We start from the raw sequence: 22,975 nt of genomic DNA on the forward strand, positions 1-22,975 counted from the left end.
TTGCTATGCCGGATATTTCCGATCAAGAAATACGTGAACGGTGCAGTTATCTCTTGAGCGCAGCCGCCGAGGAAGCATCGCGCCTGCGTCATGATTACATAGGTACAGAGCATTTATACATTGCCCTTACCCAATGGGAGGGAGGTATTGCTCACCGCTTGCTGATTTCCTCTGGGCTAGACCCCCGTACCGTGCGCAACGAGATTCGCCGCGAATCTGGGGCAAACGATCCCACTGAGGCAATCTTGACTAAAGAGCAAACCCTCACCCCACGTTCCCACCGCGTTCTTGCCCATGCTGTGCGCCTTGCCGACGAACGCGATGATGATGTCGGTGATGCGCATCTGATGCTGGCGCTGCTCACCGCCGGGGTAGAGGGTGTCCCTATGCGCAAAATGGCGACAATGGGCGTCGATCTAGAAGCCTGGAAAGATGTCGTTGAGGATGCACTCTTACCCGAAGATGCCCTTGATGATTCCGATGAATACCTGACCCTTGAGGAGGAAGTCCCGCCGCCACCACGTGGCAACAACCCCTTTTCCTTGCCGCCCAAAGAAAGCGGGCGCGAAAAGGAGTCTCCCTTTCGTTTGTCATCGTCCTTTCGCCCTTTTGGGTCACCCTTCAATTCTCCTTTTACACCACGCAATGACCCCGACACCCGCGAACGCCCCAGTGGGACGGGTGCGCTTGGTACACCCCTGTTGGATCGTTATGGGCGCGATCTGACGAAACTAGCGACAGAAAGCAAGCTGACGCCCGTTGTTGGGCGGGAAAAAGAGATTCGTGCCTTAGCCCGAACGCTCACCCGCAGCAAGAAAAATAATCCGCTCTTGGTGGGCGATGCTGGTGTGGGAAAAACGGCTGTTGTCGAAGGGCTTGCCCACGCCATTGCCGAGGGAAAAGCGCCGGGACCACTGTTGAATCGGCGCATTATCCAGATTGAGATCGGGACTCTTCTTGCCGGCACAAGTCTGCGCGGTCAGTTTGAGGAACGCCTTGTCGGGATTCTGGATGAGGTAAAACATGCTGGCAATGTGATCCTGTTCATTGACGAGATTCACACCATCGTTGGGGCGGGGGATACCATTGACAGCAACCTTGATGCCGCAAACATCCTGAAGCCCGCCCTCTCGCGGGGGGAGATCATGTGCATTGGGGCGACAACCCACGAGGAATACCGCCGCGCCATTGCCCAAGACTCCGCGCTGGATCGTCGCTTTCGGATGATCGACATTGGCGAACCAACCCTTGATGAGACAATCACCATTCTCGGTCATGCCAAAAACGGCTTTGAGACGCACCATAAGGTGATCATTACCGCCGACGCGCTGGAGGCTGCTGCCCGTCTCTCCACACGCTATATGCAAAACCGCCGCCAGCCCGATAAGGCGCTTGACCTCATGGACGAAGCCTGCGCACGGATCGTCATTCAGACCGGGGCGCTCAGTGTTGGGCAGCCGAACCAAAATGCCCGCCAGGTGACGGCGGAAACGATTGCCGAGGTCTTGGCAGAGTGGACGGGCATCCCCGTCACCCAAATTACCACCGACGAACGGCAGCGCTTTCACCATATGGAAAAGGTCTTGAAAAGCCGCGTCGTGGGTCAGGATCATGCGGTTGCCACCGTTGCCGATGCGATCAAGTCAAACCGTGCGGGCTTATCCGATCCACGCCGCCCGATTGGGGCATTCCTCTTTTTGGGACCCAGCGGCGTGGGAAAGACGGAACTGGCGAAGGCGTTAGCCGCCTTTATGTTTGGCGCGGATGACGCACTGATCCGCCTGGATATGTCCGAATTTCACGACGAGCATACCGTTGCCCGACTCATTGGCTCACCACCCGGCTACAAAGATTCGCAAAAAGGCGGGCAGCTTACCGAGGCGCTTCGCCGCCACCCCTATGCCGTTGTCTTGTTGGACGAGGTAGAGAAGGCGTCCCCCGCCGTCTTTGATATTTTCCTCCAAATTTTTGATGACGGGCGGCTGACAGACTCACGCGGGGCAACGGTAGACGCCCGCCAAGCGGTTTGGATCATGACCAGTAATGTGGGGACGGCACTGGCAAGCAAAGGCGGGATGGGATTCGGAGCCAGCGATGCGACCACCCCAGAGGAACATACCTACCGCGCCGCGCTCAAAAAGTTTTTCCGTCCCGAATTTCTGAACCGCCTTGATGAGGTGATCATCTTCCGCCCCCTCGGACGGGAGGCATTGGAAACCATCCTCGATCTTCAGCTTGCCGAAGTTCGCGCCCGCCTCAGCGATCAGGGCGTATCGTTTGCCCTCACACCCACCGGACGCGATTTAATCTTGGCGCAAGGCACAGATGCCGTCAATGGCGCACGCCCCTTACGGCGGGCGCTGGCACGACTGGTGATCCGCCCCTTAGGGCGTTGGCTGGTTGGCACGTCTGCTCCCGTCGGGGGGGTAATTCTAGCGGATCAGAATCCCGCCGACCCAGACGGGCTGATATTTGAATGGGCGCGTTCGTGATTCCACCTCCCCCACAAACAAACCGACAAGCGGCGCTTCTTTCGGATAGCCAAACGGAGCGCCTCTTGCGGAAGGCGCACCCTGCCGACGCAACGGATAATTTTGCAACGGATGGCGATTCTGCCGTCCGCCACTTAGGGCGTTTGGCGCTGCGGCGGGACATCCGCGAAACGGCGGACTATTTCGCGCTCGGTGACCTTTGCGCCCGCCTCACCCTCATGGGGACGGTACTCAACCTTCCCTACCTGCTGAAAACTCTGGATGCCTACGCCCGCGCCGGCGGAATCGCCCGTGATGCACATATCGCCGCAGATGCGGCGTTGGCAGCCTCGGCGGGCGTTAACTTTGTTGAATGGGTGATCGCCGTCGCGGATCAGCATCCCCTCCCGCGCAACCTCGGCGCGGCGCTTTACGCTGTGACGATTCTCTCTCCCGAACGCCTGCCCGAATCGCAGGCGCTTATTGCACGCCTTCTTCATCTTTTTACCGGGTATCTGACATGCGGACTATCGGGAACGTCCCCTGAGCTTGGAACAGGGACGGCAACCAGCAGCGCGACGTTCGTTCCGCCCGCCCTCCCTGATCAGGGGCTGCCCAATCAGACGATGGACGCTGCCCCCCCCAAAAACGCGCTCGATCCATCCCCTTTCCAGAGTGGTGCGTTGGGAAGCGCCCCCGATCTGCGTTCCGACAATCTCCCCACCCTGACGGAGGGATCGGCGGGTATGGCACGGGGAGAAGCCAGTCCAGCGGCGCACCCCGCCCCTCCACGCATCATCAGCATGACGCCCACCCAACGTATCCTCGGCGAATATGAGGCGGGAGATCGCATTGCCGAACGTTACGAAGTGCGCGGTGTCAAGCGCGGGGGGATGGGGGTTGTCTACTTTTGCTTTGATCACGAGTTGGGCGATTCCCTTGCCATCAAGACGTACCAAAGCCGCTATCTAGACCGCCCCACCGCGCAAGAACGGTTTCGCCGCGAGGCATTTACCTGGATCAGCCTCGAAAAACATCCCAACATCGTCCGGGCGCAAAAGGTAGAGACGCTAGGCGAGGAGGCGCAGTACCGCCGCCCGCACCTGCTGATGGAACTGATCGCCCCAGCAGAAGGTCTTGACTCTGATTTATCCAGTTGGATAGACCGCCACCGGATTACGACTCTTGGCGCGGTGCGCTTTGCTGCTCAAATTGCCGCCGGAATGCAGCACGCCGTGAGACACTTTCCGCATCTTGTCCACCGCGATCTAAAACCCGCCAACATCTTGGTCAATTATGACGGCGTGGCAAAAGTGACCGATTTTGGCTTAGTCCGAGCGCTAGAGGACGGCGCAGCCCACCTCCCTGAGGTAAACGATGCCGACGATACGGCAAACCTTCGGCTCACCCATGCGGGGGCAATTATGGGGACAATCCTGTACCTATCCCCCGAACAATGTCGCGCCGAGGAACTCGATCTGCGCTCCGATATTTATGCTTTCGGGGCGATTCTCTATGAAATGCTTACCGGACGGCATCTTTTTGACGCCGTGACGCAAGAGGCGTGGTTAGAAGCGCACGTTCGCCGCAAGCCGACGCTCCGTGCTGATGAAAGCGCCCGTCTTCCCGCAGCGCTGAGAGATATTCTTTTCCGCTGCTTGGCAAAGCCTCGGGAGGAGCGCCCTCCCACATGGGCGGCACTGCGCGATGATCTACGCCTTGTGTGGGGCGATCTTTTGGGCGAGCCACCCCCCGACGATGTGCCACCCTCTGACCTGACCATGGCGCACCATGAGCTTATGGACAAGGCATACAGCCTCACCGAACTGGGCTATGGCGAGGCGGCGCTTAACGCCTACGATCAAGTCTTGGCGCAGACGCCCACGAATCCCCATGTGTGGGCGCGGAAGGGGCGGACGCTGCGCATTTTAGGGCGCTATGAGGATGCCCTTGCCGCCTTTGACCAAGCGACAACCCTTCCTTCCCAAGACCGTGCCGATGTCCGCGCCTGGGCGTGGAATCAGAAAGGGATTGCCCTGGAACGCCTGCGCCGTTATGAGGCGGCAATTGACGCCTACCGCGAAGCGCAAGCGGCGAAAAGAACCCCGGACGCATGGTTCACCGGCAATCTCGCTGGGCTGCTGATCAAGAGCCGCCGCCCTCAGGAGGCAATTCAAGTCCTCGCTGGCATTTCAGATGCCGATCAGGAGTATCCTGAGGCGCACCGCTTACGGGCGCGGGCGTTGGCGGCGTTGGGCGAACATGCGGCAGCGCTGGATGCCGCAGATCGGGCAATTCGTGCCATGCCCAGAGCGTCCGAAGCGTGGATCACCAAAGGGCAAGTGTTGGTGACAATGGGGCGACACGCAGAATCGGTGACGATGTTCACCCAAGCCGTTCGTCTTGCCCCGCGCAATGTACGCGGATGGGCGTACCTCAGTTCGGCATACCTCAGCCTGAACAACCCCGCCGAGGCGCTCTACCCGGCGATGGAGGCAGCCCGACTGAAACCCGATGATTACCGTATTCAGGCGCGTTTAGGAGAGGTGTTGGTCGCTTTGGGACGCCATGCCGAGGCGTTGGAGGCATTTGAACTGGCACTCAGCCTGAACCCTAAAGGAATGAACGCCCTCAAGGGAAAAATCGCCGTCCTCATCGCCTTAGGACGTAACGACGAAGCCCTTCATACCACCGAAGCCGCCGCCCGCGCCTTCCCAGAAGAAGTCCCTCTTTGGGTGGCATGGATTGAGCGCCTATTTGCCTCGGATCGTTGGCGCGATGCTCTTGACGCGGCAGAGAAGGCGACAGACGCCCTTCCTCATCAAGTGCGCTTGTGGATGCTGAAAGGGCGAGTGCTGCGAGCGCTAAGCCGCTATGAAGATGCGGTTGAAGTCTATGAGCATGTCTTAAGGGTGAATCCCCACCACGCCGCCGCGTGGAACGCCAAAGGCGCAGCGCTGGCGGAATTGGGCAAACGAGACGACGCCCTCCATTGCTTTCAACAGGCGACAGAAACAACCCCGACAGATGGGTATGGGTGGTATCGGATGGGGGTTATCCTCATTGAGTTAGGGCGCTACGAGGAAGCGCTGAGGGCGCTTACCAAAGCAGCGGCGCTCAGGGCAGATGACAAACGGATCGCCTTGAAACTGAACGAGGTGCGGCGGCGGCTGCAAGGGGCATAGCCGCCGCCAACGCCCTACCCTTACCCGCTGTAGGTGTAAAACCCTCGCCCCGTCTTGCGCCCATAATGTCCCGCCGCGACCATCTTCCGCAGCAGTGGGCAGGCGCGGTATTTCGGGTCGCCCAGTTCTTTATACAGAACGTCCATGACGGCAAGGACAACATCCAACCCCACAAAATCCGCCAGCGTCAGCGGACCCATGGGGTGATTCATCCCCAACTTCATCACCTCATCAATCGCTTCCGGCGTCCCTACCCCTTCCATGACGCAAAATATCGCCTCGTTGATCATCGGGCAAAGAATCCGGTTGCTGATGAACCCCGGAAAGTCCGCCGCCTCAACGGGTGTCTTGCCCAAACTGCGGGTGAAGGCGAGGACGGTTTCCAACGTCTCTCGGCTGGTGTCATAGCCTCGGATAATCTCAACAAGGGTCATCAGCGGGACAGGGTTCATAAAGTGGACGCCCGCCACCACCTCTGGGCGTTTTGTAGCGGCGGCAATCGTCGTGATGGAGATGGAAGAGGTATTTGTAGCGAGGATCGCGCCGGGTTTGGCAATCCGATCCAGATCAGCAAAAAGTTTCAGTTTGAGCGGCTGGTTTTCAGTGGCAGCCTCAATCACCAGATCGGCGTCGGCGGCAAGCGCCATGTCCGTTCCACTGCTCATCGTTTCGAGGGCGTTCGTTCGCCCCGCCGCGTCAATCTTGCCCTTTCCAAAAAGTTTTTCGACGCTGGCGGCAATGGTCGCTTTCGCCCGCGTCAGCGCCTCTGGGTTGATATCGATGAGCGTTGTCTGATACCCGCTGGTGGCGCAGACTTGGGCAATCCCGTTGCCCATTGCCCCCGCCCCTACAACGACAATTTTTTGAATCCTTGAAGTAAGTTGCTCAGGCATGTTCATAAATCCTCACAAACAGAGAAAGGTTTTGTCGGAATACGCGGTTAGGGCTACAATCGCCCCACGCGCTGCGAATTGTAGTGTGTGGGGAATGTCTTTACGAGGGGAATTATGCGACGTTCGATTGCGCTTTTGATTATGCTTTGCGTTGCCGTTGCTGCCTGCAACAGCGGGGGGACGGGCGGCGGCACAACAGGTGGCAGCACCATACCAACGGAAACGCCCGCAGGGGCAAGCGTAGCGCCCGCCGCCATTACCTGGGAGCGTGCGCCCAATGCGGTGGTTGTCCGTTTAGATCGCCTGATTGGGGAAGAATCCGAGTTGGATCGGTTGAATCGTCTGCCAGCCTGTACCCTCTTTGGCGATGGGCGTGTTGTGTGGGTGAACACGATTCCGCCACAAGGGGAAGAACTGCTTGAAGGGTATATCGAGGAAGTTACCTTTCGCACCTTTTTGGAATTTCTGATCCGTGATGTTCAGTTCTACGATATTCCCGATTATGCCGCCCAAGAACTCCCTCCGGCAAAAGATTCGGCAATGGAAATTATCTCGGTGGTAATCAATGGCGAGACGCGCACCATTCGCAGCTACAAAAGCTGGAAAAACAACGCCTACGTTACCATTTTGGAACACTGCCGAACGCTTGCCCAACAACCCGCCCTTTTCATCCCCGATGGGGCGTGGGTAACTGTCTACGAAATCCCTCGTGAGGTGGATCGCGCCTTTGATTATTGGTCGCCCGCTGCCCCTTTCAGCTTGGCTGAGGTGGCGGCAACAAAAACGGCAATTTGGGCTAGTGATGTTGCTGTCCGCGAATTGTGGATTAAGAATCGCCAAACGCTCAGCCAACTCCAATGGTTGGAAGGGGATAAGTCCTATCGCGTCGCGCTTCAAGTGCCGCTCATCTCGCGGGACGCCCCTCCCGCACCGATTCTGCCCACACCCGAACCGACACCCGACAACAGCCCCCCGCTGACGCCGCCCCCCTTAGCGACACGTGGCTGATCGGAAGGAGTCCCCATGAGCATTGATGTGACCAGCGTTACACGGGGCATGTCCCTCGTTGTGGCGACAATCCAAGATCAAGATGTCGAGGCTGCCGGAAACGCCCTCACCGATAAAGGCTTCCGCTTCACCCGCATTGGCACAACCGGCGGCTTTCTGCGGCAAGGCAATACGACGCTGCTTGTGGGCGTCCTCACCGAGTATATCAACGAGGTGGTAAACCTTCTGAATGTCGCCAGCCACCGCCGTCACCGCTATGTGCCGATGGCAACCGGAATGACCCCCAACGGGATGACCCTTTACAATTATGTGGAGGTTGAGGTTGGCGGGGCAACCATCTTTGTTCTCACTGTCGATCACTTTGAACAGGTGTAACGCCTGAGGGGGAAAGATGATGAAAAAATTAATTCTAGCTATTGTTCATAGCGATGCCGTAGAAGCCGTTAACCGAGTGCTGATTGAGGCGCGTTATGCCGTTACTCAAATTAGCAGCATGGGGGGCTTTTTACGCCGAGGCAGCACGACGATGGTCGTTGGTATTGATGAGGGAGAGGTTGAAAAAGCGCTCGATCTCATCCGGCAGGCGTGCCAACCCTATAGCAAAGGGAACGAACACGCGGCAACCATTTTTGTGATGAACGCCTCGCAGTTTTTCCAGACGTAACTCCCTCACCCCTATGATTTCGAGAAGAACCCCTATCCCCCCTGCCCCCTTTCCCCACACACAGGGAAAGGGGGAGAGATACCCTTTAGATACGCTCACTGCACCGGACTGAAGGCAACAGCGACGGCGATCAGACTCAACAGCGCAACGACGAAGGCAAAACCGGCCACAAACAGCACCCACAAGGCAGCCGTGCGCGTTGGTTGAAGGGGCGTTTCTTCAAAATCGAAGCCAACCATCACCCGCCACCCAATCCAATAGCAAAAAAAGCCAAAGGCAATCATCCCCAAGACGATCACCGTATTCAGAGTATAAGGATCGATTCCCGCAAAACGCTCCGCATCAATCGAAAACAGAATCCCAAAGACAAGCACCGCTCCGGCAAAACCCATGACCAGCGCCAACACCGCCGCGAGGACGATGCGGGTGGGGCGTCGGCGTCGGGCGATCCACACCGTCAGTCCTTGAATAACCCACTGGGGAAACGGTGGGCGTGGGGGGCGTGGTTTTGCCAAGCGCCCGCCAAACCCACGCTGGTTGTCGCGCTTCGATTCTTTTGCCATGCCCTAGCCCACCCCTTCACCATACGAGGGGGCATTGATCAGGAAAGTTGCCCCGTCCTCAAAGTAGTGCTTCATTTCGCTGTATGCCGGTTCGGGGATTGCCGCCTCATCAAGCGCTGCCAACATTGCCCGCACCCACGCATCGCGCTCCGCCATCCCAATCGCATAGGGCATATGCCGCATCCGTAAGCGAGGGTGGCCGCGTTCGGCGCTGTAGGTTGGCGCTCCGCCAAAGTATTGGATCAGGAACAACCGCAAGCGGCGCTCGGCTGGAGCGAGATCGTCTTCTGGGTAAAGCGGGCGCAAGAGTGCATCGGCTGCCACACGCCGATAAAAGCCCGCAAGCAGGCGCGTAAAACCATCTTCGCCAATCAAATCGTAGATTGTCTCGGCTCGCCTGTCGCTCATGCTCTGTCCTTGTTATTTTTAGGGTAGGGTTTGGGGAGATGGTGGCACAACGTGGCGGGAAAGGCAAGCCCAAACATGCCAGAAGGGTTGTCTGAAAGGTGGACAGCGCAGCAGAGGAAATGCCAACTTCGGCACAGGTGTAGTAAGATAGATCGGGTTGCATCGCACAAGATAAGCTCAGCACAGGATAAACTTTTTATGTCCACTTCGGCTCAAACATTATTGGCGCGGGCGCAAGACCTTGCCCCCATGACGATTCAACTTCGGCGCGAATTTCACATGAATCCCGAACTTAGCTTCCAAGAGTTTCGCACAGCAAAGCGCGTTGCCGAAGAACTGCACAAACTTGGCATTGAAACAGAGACAGGCGTTGGGGTGACGGGAGTTGTTGGGCGCATTGGCGAAGGCTCACCGGTGATCGCCATTCGCGGTGATATGGACGCGCTGCCCATCCAAGAGGCAAACGATGTCCCCTATAAATCGCAGAGTCCGGGGGTTATGCACGCCTGCGGTCATGATGCCCACACTGCGATCCTGCTGACCGTCGCCAAACTACTGGTCGAAATGCCAGATCGTCCGAAAGGCGAGATTCGGCTGCTTTTTCAGCCCTCGGAAGAAAATTTTGGCGCCGATGGCAGAAGTGGGGCGGTGCGTATGATCGAAGATGGCGCACTTGATGATCTGGATGCCGTGATCGCCCTCCATGTCAGCAGTGACCAGCCAGCGAACAAGGTAGGAATTGTCGATGGCTATGCGGCTGCCGCTGTGGATACCTTCTTTGCTAAAGTGAAGGGTGAGGGCTGTCATGGAGCCTACCCTCATACAGGCTTTGACCCGATCTATATGAGCGCTCAGGTGATTAACGCGGTTCATGGGATTCGCGCCCGGCGGATTAATCCTGTTCATCCGGCGCTGATCTCCATTGGGGCAATTCACGCCGGACACGCTGAAAATGTCATTCCCGCCGAGGTCGAAATGATCGGCACCATCCGCAGTTATAGCCCGACGATTCGGGAACAGCTTTGGGCAGAACTCGAACGGGCATTCAGTGTGGCGCGGGCGCTTGGTGGCGATTATGAACTTCAGATCATCAAAGGCTACCCCTCACTCTATAACACGCCCGCCGTTGCCGAGATGATCCGTTCGGTGACGGATGATCTTTTCAGCACGGAAGGGTTCTTCCCCGAAGAACCGGGCATGGGCGCAGAGGACTTCAGCTACATGGCGCAGAAAGCCCCCGGCGCGATGTTCATGTTGGGGGCAAAGTTCGATGCGGTGAATCGTCCGCACCACAGCCCTATCTTTGATATTGCAGAATCGGCGCTCCCGATTGGCGCGGCAGTCTTAGCCGAAACAGCGGTGCGGCTGCTGAAAAACCCAATCCCAAAGGAAGGCTAAGCAGAACGGCAGTTTCAGCCCAATATCGCTCCCCGTCCACACCTCTGTAGAGACGCCCGACGGTAACCCATCGGGCTAAGGTTGACCACCCCGCCTTTTAGGGCGGGGCTGAAAGCAGGGGAAGGTGAACCCTTCTGTTTTCGTAGGGACGATGCTGTGTGGTCGCCCGTGTCATTTACCCCGCACCCGTAGGGGCGCCCCCTGGGGCGTTCGTTTGCGCCCGACAGACTATCACCGCCGATTAATGCGGGTGAGATCAGGCGAGGGCGGGATGATTTCCTGCGGGGCTTGGGGGCGGATTGGGTTGTTCTTTCGTTGGTCGGCTGGCAGCAGCGAGGTGATTGCCCGCGCCACATAAGCGCCATCCTCGGTTTGCGCCAGAACACGGATAGGCTCCCCCACCGCAACCCCCGCCAACAACTGCGGATCACGCACAACGACGGTCTCACCGGCGATGGTGATCGAGGTCGGATTGCCGGGAGTAATCGCCTCTAGCGTCCCATCCAGCAGTAAGCCATCTTCAATCTCGAACTGCCGCCCCTCGCTCGGAACGTTGGGCAAGGGCGGGACGATCTCAATCGGACGCGGCAGCAGATCAAGGGGGAGATTCGTGTTGACGGCGGCGGGGTTATAGGGCTGCGGTTCGCGGGCGGGACCGCGGGGGGTCAGTCCGTTCGACATCGGCACCCAAATCCGTTCGCCGGGAAGGGCATAGGTCGTTGAGCCGCCCGCTGTCACCTCGCCCGTTCCCTCCAAAATATTGAAGCTGAGTTCGCCATCTTTCAGGGTTTCGATGAACGTGGTTGAGCCAAGTTTGAGTGTTGAGCCATTCACCCAAAATTCGACCTTTTTCCGCCCTTTGGGGGTTTGGATGAGAACGCCCTCTTTGGGTGCGCCTTTACAGGGCGTCCCCCCGCTGCTTTTGATGTAAAAGGCGTGCATAGGCTGGAAATTGCCCGGAATGTTCGCCGTTGGGATCGTCCGCGCATCGACCAGACGGACGCTGCCAAAGACGATCATCGTCACCGCCTCGGAGTCGGCTGTATCGGCTGTCTCTGCCTTCAGGCGCATGAGGGCAACGCCCCACGTCTTTGTTTCGGTGTTCATGGGGGCAAGGGCGAGGGAGCGAATGGCGCTGACATCAACGACATCGCCGGGTTTCTCAAAGCGCCCTGTTACGCCTGGGATCAGGTCAGCACGGGCAGAGACGTTCCCGTAGCAGGTTTTGTTTAGACCCGTTCGGGCACACTGTGCCTGTGTCTGTTTGAAGGCATCCAAGACAATCTTGGGGCAAACATCCTCCCCTTGAGCGTTGGCTGTAGATGGGGACCCAAACCCTAAGGTGGTCAGGGCAACCGCCAGCACTAACCCTAGAATCACACCATAACGGATAAAGCGTAGTTGTATCATCAGAATGTAACTTCCCACTCACTAGACGTATCCTCTGACTATACTTGGAAAACAGCTTTGTGCGCGTAAAAGGGGCGTTTCAACAGCATCAAAAAAGCGTGGGGATGTTGTCACAATCATGTTAAAATGGTCAACAAGAACATATGAAGTTCTCAGGTTAAAACGTAACCTAAAGCATTTTCCAAGAAGATTGACCCCTTAGTGATTGACAGCCTCGCTTGTCACGATATACTTACCAATGGGCTAGGCGCTGCTGATCAAGGGGTAAACGAACGACGCCCGCCCTTCTTGTAAGAAGGCTGGTTGCCGCCCAACCAGTGAGGGTACTGCAATAATAACACCCGAAGAAGCCTATCAGCGTCACCAAGAGCGCGGCAAAGCTGCCCACAAACGTGGGCTGCGCTGGCGTATCCTGCTCCCGCTTGGGGTGGTGGGGGCGGCGCTCATAGTCGTCCCCCTGCTGGTGATGCTCTCCCTAGAAGGTATCAAACAAACCAGCGTCTCCGCCTTTATGCTGCTCTGCTTGCTCGTCCCGATGATGGTCATTATGGCGCTCGTCTTGGCGGTGATGGTTGCCCTGAGCTATGGCATGGCGCGGCTTTACGGCGGCACATCGCACCTGACGCGGCGGGCATACCACCTTACCCATCGGGCAAATACGGCATCAACGGCACTCTCCAAGCGCCTCACTGCGCCGCTGATTCGCCTTCAAGCACGGGCAGTCTATCTGGAAGAATTTGTAAGGCAACTTGGAAAACGAAAGAAAGATCGGATTGATCGATGAACGACGAAACGACCCAGTGGAAAACGAATATGTATCTCGTCGGGGGGGCAATCGGCTTGCTGATCGGCGTTTTCACCGCCTATCTCTACACCCGCGCTGCCGATGAAGCCACTCCGGGCGGCACCCCCAAACGGGTCTCTACGGGAGATGCCTTTCGGGTGGGAATGACGGCGCTAGGATTGGTGCGGCAGGTGACCGAACTCGCCAGCAAAAAGTGACACGTCCCCGCCGCGTTTCTCGTCCTCGAAAGGGGGCGACGCCTGATCACGATTCCCAACGTGCCGCCCTTTTGACGGCGGCACGGGCGCTCTACCGTGAGATGGGCTATGCCGAGACAACCTTTCCCCATGTTGCCGCTCGCGCCGCCCTTTCCGAAGATATTCTGCTCCGCCATTTTCGCGATAGGGAGCATCTGTTGAGCGCCGTGCTAACGGCACACAGCCCCCTCGCGGATCTGCTTACTGCCCTTGATCGGGCGACTGGCGAGAGCGCCGAGGAACTTCTGCGCAGCGCCTTTCATCAGCTTATCGCCGCCATCAGCCGCCGCGAGGATTTTCTCGATCTTGCCCTGATTGATGTACAGATCACCAACGGCGCGTTTCTGACCACCCTAACGAACGGTGTCTTTGCTAAAGCGCGGGGCTTCTTAGAGCGGATGAAAACGGCGGGGGGGCTGCGTCCGGTGTCGGATATGGTTATTGGGCGGGCGATTGCCGCGCTGCTGATGGGTTATATTGTCTCCGAACGCGCTATGCCCGCCCTGGCGCGAACGGCGATGCGGATGATTCCGGCGCGGGCGTGGCTGGATGGCGTGCTTGATCTGTTTCTTTATGGGATTTTAGAAGACGACGCTCGCTAGGGTGTGTTGACAGTATAACGCCAGTGATCCCGGCGCTAAAAGGCGTGTCCGGTAACTAGGGTCTGTTGAGAGTGTCATTCCTGTAGGGGCGCCATGCTTGCGCCCATCGCCGTGCGTGAGCGCCTGCCGCTAAAGCAGCGGGCTGAAAGCAGCCACCCCTTCGGGGCTTGGAAACCCTACCCCCACCCCATAACAGAGAGAGACTCGCTCCCCCTCTCTACTGTTATTCCCTTTTGCTGCACACCTTCCACACCCCGCCTTCCTTAATCAAAGGGATGGGTGGCTGGTTGGAAAAATCTTGCTCAAAGGATTCTTTTGCCACCGTGACGATCAGCGTCCCCCCAAGAACGACATCGGCGGCGGTTTCTGTTTGGGCGGTAATGGTGAAGGTCAGCTTGCTCAGGTCAAACGCATCCGCCATGCGTCCGACTGCACCAAAGTTTTCCAGCAGCGCCCGCCCCTCGTCTAAATAGGGTGTACAGACATAATCAAGCGCCTTAGAATCCCCCTTGAAGGCATAGTCAAAGAAATACCTAGCGGCAGTGGCAGGGTTATTCGCTTTCTCGGCATCATCGCGGGCGCAGCGAAAGCCCAACGTGGGGGCAGTCTCTCGTTCGCTTACCCCGTCACGGTAGGTGGCACGGAGGTGATTGGGGGCATCGGCATACGAACCACCGCGAACGACGCGCTTCACCTCTTTTGGGGCGGCGTCGTACTGCTCCCGCCCATCATCGTATCGATAGGGGTAGGGAAAGCGCGTTGGGTTGTAGATCGTATTCACCCATTCAGCGGCGTTTCCGCTCTGATCATACGTCCCCACCCAACTGATTCCCCCGGGATGGCTGCCCATCGGGGCGCTTTGTTCCTCTCCGCCCTGACCAAAGGCGGCGTTTGCTGGCTCGAATTCATTCCCCCAGGGGTAAAGCCAACCATCGACGCCGCGTGCGGCATATTCCCATTCTGCCTCGGTGGGCAGGCGTCCCCCTCGCAGTGTACAAAAGGTGAACGCCTCAGTCCATGTCACGCCTGTGCGGGGATGATCCGCCCCTTTTGCTGGCGTCGTGTCTGTGGCGTTCCCGCCCGCCGCCTGAAACTGGGCGCTGCTCACCTCCATCTGGTCGATCCAGAAAGACTGTTCAACACAGACCCGATGGGCAGGTTTTTCGTTCGCTTCACCGCCTTCGCTGCCCATCATAAAACAGCCGGGGGGGACAAGCGCCATCGGCACACCATCTACCGTACGGACGAGAGGCGTCCATGCGGCGTTTTCAGTGATCATTGAAAGTGGGGTGGGGGTGGGGTTTCCCTGTGCCACAATTGGTATGGTAGCCCCCCCATAAGCGAGGACCATGATCCCCACAACCCCGCTGATTCCTATGGTCAGCATGAGGAATCGACTCACCCGAATCCGTTTAGGCATGATGGTTCCTTGCTCGTGAAGATTCCAAAAGCGGTGACCGTTTTAACGCTTGGGTGAGGGGGGACGGTTTTCGCGCCGCCGCCGATCATCCTCATCGGTCAGGTAGGGTTCGCCATTTTCCCCATTTCCGGCGGACGACTCAGCAAGGTTGAGATGAAAGAGATCGCTGATGAAATCTTCCATCTGGGAGACGGTATTCGCCCGCAGCACGTAAATGCCCACCCCGCGCCGTTCGGCATCGACAATCAGCTTGGGGCGGCGGCGGTAGTAGTTTTTCAGAGTGATAATCGCCCCTATGTCGGTCAGGTCTTCCACGATGATCAAGGGGACGCGCATCCGACGGGCAGCTTGCGCCAAGCGGTTGCGGGCGACGCCATAAGCATAGACGCGCACGGGTTGAAGTTCGCCCGGCTTGTGTTCACCCTCGGTGCTGTGCGTTTTTGGCTCAGGGCGCTCCCCACGTTCGTTTCGGCGGGGAATTTCCCGCACCTCGCGGGGATCACGCGGGTCGCCCTGCCCGCTTCGCCGCCCATTATCACGGGGGTTGGCGTCATAGCGAGGGGGGGCGTGCTGCTCGATAATAACCTCGCCCTCAGCATTTCGGTAGCGTATTTCCGTTGGCAGCGGACGCCCACGCAGCAAGCCATCCACCGCCGCCGCCACATCCTCATGAATGACGAGGCGATCTCGGTTTTGTAGTTCGATGAGGACATCAAAGGTGGGCGGCGCAGCGCGTTCGAGGACGGTCTTTTGTGTCCCCCGACGGCGTGCTTCCTCATCGGAAAGGGTGACGGCTTTGATCCCACCGATGAGGTCGGAGAGCGTGGGGTTGTTCATCAGGTTATCAAGGGTTTGCCCGTGCGCCGTGCCAATGAGTTGAACACCGCGCTCGGCAATCGTCCGGGCAGCATCCGCCTCCAGCGCCCGCCCGATCTCATCGATGATGATCACTTCGGGGTTGTGGTTTTCCACCGCCTCGATCATGACCTCATGCTGAAGGGAGGGCTGTGGCACTTGCATCCGTCGGGCGCGTCCTACTGCCGGGTGTGGCACATCGCCATCCCCGCCAATCTCATTGCTGGTATCCACAATGATCACCCGCCGCGCCTCGGCAAGGACACGCGCCGCTTCGCGGAGCATGGTTGTTTTGCCCACGCCGGGCGAGCCAAGCATGAGAACGCTTTGCTCACTCTCAATCATGTCCTGAATAATCTCAATCGTGCCATAGACTGCCCGCCCAATCCGGCAGGTTAGCCCAACAATATCCCCGCGCCGGTTGCGGATTGCCGAAATGCGATGAAGGGTACGCTCCATGCCAGCACGGTTATCGCCATCAAACGCGCCAATCTTGGTGACGATGTAGTGAATATCATCGGCAGCAATTTCACGGCTGTCTAAGGGGCGCTCGCCATCCACATAACGTGCCGTCGGAACACGCCCCAGATCAAGGATCACCTCAATCAGGTCGTCTTCATGCCCATGATGTTCAAGCGCATCAACAAGGTAGGTGGGGAGAACGGTCTTTAGCTTTTCCAAGTCGTCAGTAATACGATATTCCAAGAAGGGGAATCTCCTAAACGGTGTAAGGTTAGAAAATGGGCGTTTTACGGTACGCTAACGCCCCATGCAGAGCGACTCCATAGGGGGCTGGATGAGGGTGGAGGGCGCGAAATACCCTCACGCCCCGCGCTGACGCCAGTCGCGCTGAATAGGGACGAATTCGGCAATCTTCGGTAGGCGCAGCCCCGCTACCTCCAGCGGCTTCACCGGACGGGAGACACAATCTTCAATCCGGCGGGCAATATGTTTGCCCATAACTGCTTGGGCGGCATAGGGCGTAAAGCCACACTGCTCAGCGGCGGTGAACAACCATTCCTGGTAGCGCCTTAGACACAAGTACACTGGCAATTTATCGGCGCGGGGGATGAGCGCCACCGCTGCGGCAATGACATCTTCGGCAAGTTCAATCCCCACCTCTGGATGAATCAAAAGGGTTACATACGCGCCAAAATTTCCTTTTTGGCTAGTGACATACGCCATGATTCGTCCATCTCGTTCCAAGACCCACCCGTGCCGAGGATCGGGCATACCTTCTACCTGCCGGACGATATGCGGCACACTTTGGTAATACAGGCTGCTGATGCTCACCGCGTCCAATTCTGTTGCCGGACATAACAAGCGCGGCGAATCAGGGATGGGCTGTGGCAGCCGCTGCCAGATCACCTGCCGCACATAGGAGGCAAAGCCTGCCCGCCGTAGGAGCATACAGGCATCGTTATCTTCGCTGACTTCGGCGGTGAGGGTGAACGCCCCACGCCGCCCCGCGCCAACAATCATCGCCTGAATCAACCGCGCCCAGGCTTCCTCGCCATGCGGCATGTCTGTTTGATCAACGCCCGGCGCAATAAAGACGATATGGGCGTTTGGCTCACCGATGCGGTGGCGAAATTGGGCGATATAACCACTGTCGCCATCGCGTAGGACGAACGTTGGTGTTCCTAGATCGCTAAAAGAGAACACACTCCGCAGCGCCCCTTCCATCGTTTGGACGCCTCGCGTTAGGGCGGTTTGCGAGTCAAGACTCACCCCACGCAGCGTCAGGCGGTGAATGAGCGGCAAATCGATGGGCAAAAAGGCACGAACTTCTGGTAGGGACATACACGACCCTCACACGTCATCGAACCGATATGTCAGACGTTCACGATACCTAACTCATGATTCTATCACAAGTTTCGGGGTCATTGGGAGGGAGTGCGTTGAATCGCCCGCCCCTAAAGGGGATGGGTTATGGGTAACTCACCCCACCCTAAAGGGCGGGGCTGAAAACAGGGAAAGACAAAATCCATCGATTTTGGCATGGGGGGTTGGAGATTTTGTCTTTAAGCCCCAATGGGGTGATCAGCCTTAGCGCGGGCGTTTTAACCCCGCGCCCACTGAAAACAGGGAGGACGAAAGCCTATTTTCGGCATGTGGGCTTTGACATGCGCCCGCACAACCTCACCCCCTAGCCCTTTGGGGAGTCAATTCGTTTCGTTCCTTGACAAATCTTTTCAACTTCTTAACTGACTTATCGTGTAAAATTCGTGAAAAGTTTGTGAAATTTTCGTGATGCATTTCCAACTTTTTCACACAAATCAAAACAAAAAGATGGGGAGGGCGCGGGTGTCTGCAAAAAACAAGGTGAAACATGCTGTATGCCCAACCTGTCAGCATCTTGGCAATTTTACCTTTCTTGGTGAACAAAAGTGGCCACCAGAGATCGCTGCCAAATTTGGCTTACCAGAAATCATCATTCTGTGGAGCTGCCCCAACTGCAATACGACCATCAGCGACCCCGATTTACCCTCTGTGGTAGATAGCGAGGATGATCCTATTGGAGATGATCTGCCAGCTGCCGAAGACTCCCTCATCCATCCGATACGGGTGGTTGAACCCTTTCCCAAATAGGGATAAACACGCTGGTGGCGTATCCTGGTGCGCCTTTCGGCTTTCTGGGCTACGCCACCACCCACGCCCCAACCCACGCATCGCGCCCATCAATGCCCGCCGGAGGGAGATTCGCCATCCCCACCTCTTGCCAACCCGCAAGGGGCTTCCCCACCCATTTAGACAATGCCTCAAATTCGGGGAGGGTGTAGGTTGTGACGAGAACGGTCTGCCGCGCCCACCGTCTTACATTCTGAAAAAAAGCTGCCCAAACCGTTCTGTGACGATCCAGATCAGGGTGACGGCAAAGCACCATATCAAACGGATCACAAAAGGGGAGAGCGCACACATCGGCACAGAGAATCATCGTTTGCAGCAAGGGCTGGCGAGGAAGTTCGGTGGGGTCAGCATCGACGCCAATCAGGGTGGCATCTTGCCATAAAGCGTGAAGAATATCCCTCGTGTGGCACGCCCCGCAGCCCACGTCTAGAACAGTTGCCGGCGCGGGGAGTGCGCTGAGGGCTGCCTTAAACCGAGACATCTGGGCGGTATTCACCGAAAACATCGCGCAGCACGCGGCATATTTCCCCTAGTGTTGCCTCGCGCTCCACTGCCTCTACAAAGAGCGGCATAAGGGCTTCCCGTCCCCGTGCCGCCGTTTCAATCTGACTTAGAATCTCGCTCACCTTGCCGTTATCCCGCCGCGCCCGGAGGTCTGCCAAACGCGCCCGCTGGTTTGCCTCTATGCCTGGGTCTACATGAAGGGTGGCAATCGGCGCTTCTTCGTTGAGGGCAAACTTGTTCACGCCAACGATCACCTGTTCACCGTGTTCCACCGCCCGTTGATAGGCATAGGCGGCATCTTGGATTTCCCTCTGCACAAAGCCGCGCTCTATCGCCCTGAGCGCCCCGCCCATCGCATCAATCTGGGCGATGTACTCACGGGCGCGGGTTTCTAGGGCATCCGTCAGCGATTCCACATAGTAGCTGCCAGCAAGCGGGTCTACGGTGTCGGCAGCGCCGCTTTCATAGGCGATGATTTGTTGGGTACGCAGCGCCACCTGTACGGCTGATTCGGTGGGGAGCGCCAGCGCCTCGTCAAGGCTGTTCGTGTGCAGGCTTTGCGTCCCGCCGAGAACAGCCGAGAGCGCCTGAATCGTGACGCGGGCGACATTGTTCACGGGCTGTTGGGCGGTCAGTGTGCTGCCGCCCGTTTGGGTATGGAAGCGAAGCTGCCACGATTTTGGATTCTTCGCCCCAAACCGTTCGCGCATAATCCCCGCCCACAAGCGCCGTGCCGCCCGAAACTTGGCGACTTCCTCAAAAAATTGGTTGTGGGCGTTGAAGAAGAAGGATAGCTGCGGAGCGAAATCATCCACCGCCATCCCCGCCTCAAGCGCCGCTTGGACGTAGGCAATGGCGTTCGCTAGGGTGAAGGCAACTTCCTGCGCGGCGGTACTGCCCGCCTCCCGAATATGGTAGCCGCTGATGCTGATCGTATTCCAATGGGGGACATGATCTTTGCAATAGGCGAACAAGTCGGTGATCAAGCGCATCGAGGGCGCAGGCGGGAAAATATACGTCCCCCGTGCAATGTATTCCTTCAAAATATCGTTCTGCACCGTCCCCCGTAGTTTGTTGGCGGGGACGCCCTGCCGCTTCCCGACGGCGATATAGAGGGCGAGCAGAATCGTCGCTGGCGCGTTGATCGTCATGGAAGTGCTGACCTGATCGAGAGGGATTTGGTCGAAAAGCTGCGCCATATCGTGAATCGTGGCGATGCTCACCCCGACCTTGCCCACCTCCCCCAACGCCATCGGATCATCAGCATCGTAGCCAATCTGGGTGGGGAGATCAAAGGCAACCGACAGCCCGCTTTGCCCCTGCGCCAGCAAAAACCGATAGCGGGCGTTTGATTCTTCGGCGGTGGCGTACCCCGCATATTGGCGCATTGTCCAAAAGCGCGAGCGGTACATCGTCGGTTGGATTCCTCGTGTATAGGGGTACTCACCGGGGAAGCCTAATTTTTGGTTGTAGATCATGTCGTCTGCGGCGGTGGGAAGGTAGAGCCGCTCTACAGGAATGCCAGAGGAGGTGACAAACGCTTCGGCGCGTTCAGGCGATTTGGCAAGGGTCGGTTGGAGCGTTTTCCCTTCCCATTCGGCACGCGCATCGTGAAGGGTTGGGGGCGTTTTCGTCGTCATAATCGTAAATCCTATGAATGCTATTCTTTTTCATCTGGCGTGAACGGAAATAACCCTTTTTCACTATCTATGTCTCTGAAATTATCAAAGGTCAGGTCACGGATCGGCAGATTATGATCCTGTTTCAGCTTATGAAAGAGTGCCGAGTAGCTCTCTTTGATGGTGGGGAGGCGATCCAAGCCCAACGCTACCAAGCACCGTCTAATCGCCTCTGGCTCACCTTCGATCTCAACGAACGTCCCAATGGGAAGCTCATCCAGAACAACTTCGCAGCCATCAAGGGTGTAGGTGGTGCGGTACTTTTCATAGACCCACGTCGGAGTGAATCCAATACGCTGCAAGAGCATATCCGCCGCCTCAAAATCATCAACGCCGATCTCAATTTCGGTGCGGGTGGTGCTGCCGTAAGCGCCGAGAGCGGCTGGTTCTTTGTATGTTAGCCGGGCGGCGTTATCTTGCCGCAGGCGCAGCACACGCCCACTTCCGGTCAGCGTTTGGGCTGGATCATCGTAGTGGATATTGCGCTCGTAGACACGGGGTGTTTTCAGGGTTGCGCCGATTCCCTCTAAGCGTTTGGCGATGAGCGCAAGGTCAGGAACGCGCAGTTTTACCTCGGTTTCGGTATGCTTATCCATGATGATCACCCTCCCCGCCGTATTTCGAGGTGGCTGCCAAAGGCGGCTTCAAAGACATCGGCGTGCTGTTCTGCCGCCCATACAGAGACAGCAACATCGTGGTTGGCATAAATATCCAAATGGGCAGCGTCATTACGCATTCGCAGCTTCACTTCACGTACTGCCCCATCACGGCTGCGATCCAACTGCTCGGCAAGGCGCAGGCAGGCGGTGATCTTCAGCAGACGGCGATCATCGTCTGTTTCCAAAACGCCGCTCAGTTCGCCCGTGCTTGGTTTTCCCTTGCGGTGGTAAAGGGTGGCGAGGGCGATGAGGGCAAGTTCCCGATGGGAATAGCCGGGCAAGCCCGAATTCAGAATGAGGTAGTAACTATGCCGATGATGATCGTTGTAATCAATGTTCATCCCAATATCGTGCAGCATACAGGCTGCCCATAGCAGTTCCCGTTCCGCCGCTGTCATGAGGGGGTCTTCGGTTAGCCGCGCCACTTGGTCGAACAAGGAGAGCGCCAGCGCTGCCACATGGTCGCCATGCTCGGCTTGAAAAGCATACAAATGCGCCATATTCATGACGCTTGCTTGGCGAACATTCTCGAACAGGGATGGGGATTCACCTTCCAAAAAGCGTTCATAAAACAGCCCTTCGCGGACGCCCTGACTGCATACGATCATCTGCGGGGAGTCGGAAAAACGGAGACATTCATCAACAACCAACGCCCCACCGAGGGCAATATCGGCGCGGTCTGCCTTCATTCCGGGTATGCCCCGCCGTTCGGAGATCGTCAGCGATTCCATCTTCTTCACCATGCGCTGGAAATCATCGCGCTGGACGATATACCCGTGCAGTTCATCAAGGGGATAGCCCTTCATTTTCTGAACAAGCCGTCCGGCATTCCGCAGCGAGCCGCCCTGCCCAACAAGGCGAAAGCCTTTTTCGTGCTTAAACCACGCGCTGATCGTATCGAGGTGTTTCCGCACATGATTGCGCAAGGTGTTCAAAGCTTCTTTGCCCGGCGGGGCGTTGGGCAGCCAATCTTCGGTCATACGCACCGCCCCAAGCGGGAACGAAACCGCCCGCACGCTGCGCCGATTTTCCACCCGCGTTACTTCCAAACTTCCCCCGCCGAGGTCAATGACAAAGCCGTTTTCGAGAATGGTGCTGTTTTCAGCGGCAACATAGCCATAGTAGGCTTCCTCTGCCTCGCTGAGAACGCGCACGGTGATGCCCGACTCGTCCTCCACGCGCCGTAAAAATTCCGCTTGGTTGGCGGCATCACGCACGGCGCTGGTGGCGGCGGCAACGATATCCGTAATTTTTTGGGAGTCGCAGAAGGAACGGTATAACTGCATCACCTCTACGGCATGATCCATCGCCGGAGCGGAAAGTTTCCCCGTTGCCCCCAAACCATGCACCAAACGGACGTTTTCCCGCACTTCATCGGTCACTTTGAAATAATGATGCGGTTGGTAGGTGATCACAATCAGCCGAAAGCTGTTCGATCCCACGTCAATAATGGCGACCTTTTTGGGGTTGTTGAGGCTCTCAGGGGTGAGGCGAAGGTGGTCAAGTGATTTGAGCATGGGTGTTCCTATTTCTTTCTGTACCCTTGCTGATTGCGGGACAATCAGCCTCCTTATAAGAAGTGCG

Annotated in this window: 21 protein-coding genes; 10 read left to right on the forward strand and 11 right to left on the reverse strand. The window is 57.4% G+C overall.

Features of this window, described 5'->3' with window-relative positions; genetic code table 11:
* Positions 1-5 precede the first annotated feature (5 nt).
* Positions 6-2,492 carry an ATP-dependent Clp protease ATP-binding subunit gene (locus HS103_03480; GenBank protein MBE7511863.1) on the forward strand — a complete coding sequence of 829 codons (2,487 nt, stop codon included), beginning with the start codon at positions 6-8 and terminating at the stop codon, positions 2,490-2,492.
* Entirely contained in the window at positions 2,489-5,656 is a 3,168-nt protein-coding gene (locus HS103_03485; GenBank protein ID MBE7511864.1) for a tetratricopeptide repeat protein, read from the forward strand. Before HS103_03480 ends, HS103_03485 begins: the two co-directional genes overlap by 4 nt.
* Before the next feature lie 20 nt (positions 5,657-5,676).
* Here the strand turns inward: HS103_03485 and HS103_03490 are convergent, their stop codons facing one another.
* On the reverse strand, positions 5,677-6,549 hold the full coding sequence (locus HS103_03490; GenBank protein MBE7511865.1) for a 3-hydroxybutyryl-CoA dehydrogenase: 873 nt from the start codon (positions 6,547-6,549) through the stop codon (positions 5,677-5,679).
* A 114-nt stretch (positions 6,550-6,663) separates the two neighbouring features.
* Here HS103_03490 and HS103_03495 point away from each other — a divergent pair, with 114 nt between their 5' ends.
* From HS103_03495 to HS103_03505, 3 genes are read left to right on the forward strand one after another with little or no spacing between them, the layout of a single operon-like run.
* Positions 6,664-7,557, forward strand: a complete 894-nt coding sequence (locus HS103_03495; GenBank protein MBE7511866.1) for a hypothetical protein — start codon at positions 6,664-6,666, stop codon at positions 7,555-7,557.
* A gap of 15 nt (positions 7,558-7,572) precedes the next feature.
* Positions 7,573-7,932, forward strand: coding sequence for a cyclic-di-AMP receptor (locus tag HS103_03500; protein ID MBE7511867.1), 360 nt, complete (start codon positions 7,573-7,575; stop codon positions 7,930-7,932).
* Between the two features lie 16 nt (positions 7,933-7,948).
* A complete protein-coding gene (locus HS103_03505) occupies positions 7,949-8,221 on the forward strand; it encodes a cyclic-di-AMP receptor (protein MBE7511868.1) in 273 nt (90 codons plus the stop codon).
* Between the two features lie 95 nt (positions 8,222-8,316).
* On the opposite strand, the gene HS103_03510 is transcribed toward HS103_03505, so the two are convergent.
* Together HS103_03510 and HS103_03515 are read right to left on the reverse strand one after the other, a co-directional pair.
* Positions 8,317-8,784: a hypothetical protein gene (locus HS103_03510; GenBank protein MBE7511869.1), complete on the reverse strand. Its 468-nt coding sequence runs from the start codon at positions 8,782-8,784 to the stop codon at positions 8,317-8,319.
* A 3-nt stretch (positions 8,785-8,787) separates the two neighbouring features.
* Entirely contained in the window at positions 8,788-9,192 is a 405-nt protein-coding gene (locus tag HS103_03515) for a globin (GenBank protein MBE7511870.1), read from the reverse strand.
* Positions 9,193-9,390: 198 nt separating this feature from the next.
* Between HS103_03515 and HS103_03520 the strand changes: the two genes are divergently transcribed.
* On the forward strand, positions 9,391-10,590 hold the full coding sequence (locus HS103_03520; GenBank protein MBE7511871.1) for an amidohydrolase: 1,200 nt from the start codon (positions 9,391-9,393) through the stop codon (positions 10,588-10,590).
* A gap of 231 nt (positions 10,591-10,821) precedes the next feature.
* On the opposite strand, the gene HS103_03525 is transcribed toward HS103_03520, so the two are convergent.
* Positions 10,822-12,000 (reverse strand): hypothetical protein, encoded by a 1,179-nt coding sequence (locus tag HS103_03525; GenBank protein MBE7511872.1) that lies wholly within the window; start codon positions 11,998-12,000, stop codon positions 10,822-10,824.
* Positions 12,001-12,430: 430 nt separating this feature from the next.
* Between HS103_03525 and HS103_03530 the strand changes: the two genes are divergently transcribed.
* Genes HS103_03530 through HS103_03540 form a run of 3 tightly spaced genes read left to right on the forward strand, consistent with a single transcriptional unit; the run spans position 12,431 to position 13,643 of the window.
* Entirely contained in the window at positions 12,431-12,784 is a 354-nt protein-coding gene (locus HS103_03530) for a hypothetical protein (GenBank protein MBE7511873.1), read from the forward strand.
* On the forward strand, positions 12,781-13,002 hold the full coding sequence (locus HS103_03535; GenBank protein ID MBE7511874.1) for a hypothetical protein: 222 nt from the start codon (positions 12,781-12,783) through the stop codon (positions 13,000-13,002). Before HS103_03530 ends, HS103_03535 begins: the two co-directional genes overlap by 4 nt.
* Positions 12,999-13,643, forward strand: coding sequence for a TetR family transcriptional regulator (locus HS103_03540; protein MBE7511875.1), 645 nt, complete (start codon positions 12,999-13,001; stop codon positions 13,641-13,643). The genes HS103_03535 and HS103_03540 overlap by 4 nt, the downstream gene beginning before the upstream one ends.
* Positions 13,644-13,866: 223 nt before the next feature.
* Here HS103_03540 and HS103_03545 read toward each other — a convergent pair whose 3' ends face one another.
* The 3 genes from HS103_03545 to HS103_03555 form a co-directional block, all read right to left on the reverse strand.
* Positions 13,867-15,063: an SUMF1/EgtB/PvdO family nonheme iron enzyme gene (locus HS103_03545; protein MBE7511876.1), complete on the reverse strand. Its 1,197-nt coding sequence runs from the start codon at positions 15,061-15,063 to the stop codon at positions 13,867-13,869.
* Positions 15,064-15,105: 42 nt separating this feature from the next.
* Complete coding sequence (locus HS103_03550) at positions 15,106-16,623, reverse strand: AAA family ATPase (GenBank protein MBE7511877.1); 1,518 nt, start codon at positions 16,621-16,623, stop codon at positions 15,106-15,108.
* A gap of 117 nt (positions 16,624-16,740) precedes the next feature.
* Positions 16,741-17,721, reverse strand: a complete 981-nt coding sequence (locus HS103_03555; GenBank protein ID MBE7511878.1) for a hypothetical protein — start codon at positions 17,719-17,721, stop codon at positions 16,741-16,743.
* Between the two features lie 504 nt (positions 17,722-18,225).
* On the opposite strand from HS103_03555, the gene HS103_03560 reads away from it, so the two are divergent.
* Positions 18,226-18,510: a hypothetical protein gene (locus tag HS103_03560; GenBank protein MBE7511879.1), complete on the forward strand. Its 285-nt coding sequence runs from the start codon at positions 18,226-18,228 to the stop codon at positions 18,508-18,510.
* 49 nt (positions 18,511-18,559) lie between these two features.
* Here the strand turns inward: HS103_03560 and HS103_03565 are convergent, their stop codons facing one another.
* From HS103_03565 to HS103_03580, 4 genes are read right to left on the reverse strand one after another with little or no spacing between them, the layout of a single operon-like run.
* Positions 18,560-19,030 (reverse strand): class I SAM-dependent methyltransferase, encoded by a 471-nt coding sequence (locus HS103_03565; GenBank protein MBE7511880.1) that lies wholly within the window; start codon positions 19,028-19,030, stop codon positions 18,560-18,562.
* The gene (locus HS103_03570; GenBank protein MBE7511881.1) at positions 19,017-20,693 is read right to left on the reverse strand and encodes a methylmalonyl-CoA mutase family protein; all 1,677 of its coding nucleotides are present in this window, start codon (positions 20,691-20,693) and stop codon (positions 19,017-19,019) included. Before HS103_03570 ends, HS103_03565 begins: the two co-directional genes overlap by 14 nt.
* A 20-nt stretch (positions 20,694-20,713) precedes the next feature.
* Complete coding sequence (locus tag HS103_03575) at positions 20,714-21,328, reverse strand: class IV adenylate cyclase (GenBank protein ID MBE7511882.1); 615 nt, start codon at positions 21,326-21,328, stop codon at positions 20,714-20,716.
* A gap of 5 nt (positions 21,329-21,333) precedes the next feature.
* Positions 21,334-22,908 (reverse strand): Ppx/GppA family phosphatase, encoded by a 1,575-nt coding sequence (locus tag HS103_03580; protein MBE7511883.1) that lies wholly within the window; start codon positions 22,906-22,908, stop codon positions 21,334-21,336.
* Positions 22,909-22,975 lie beyond the last annotated feature (67 nt).

The organism is Anaerolineales bacterium, assembly GCA_015075625.1.
In the GTDB taxonomy this organism is placed as follows: domain Bacteria; phylum Chloroflexota; class Anaerolineae; order Aggregatilineales; family UBA2796; genus UBA2796.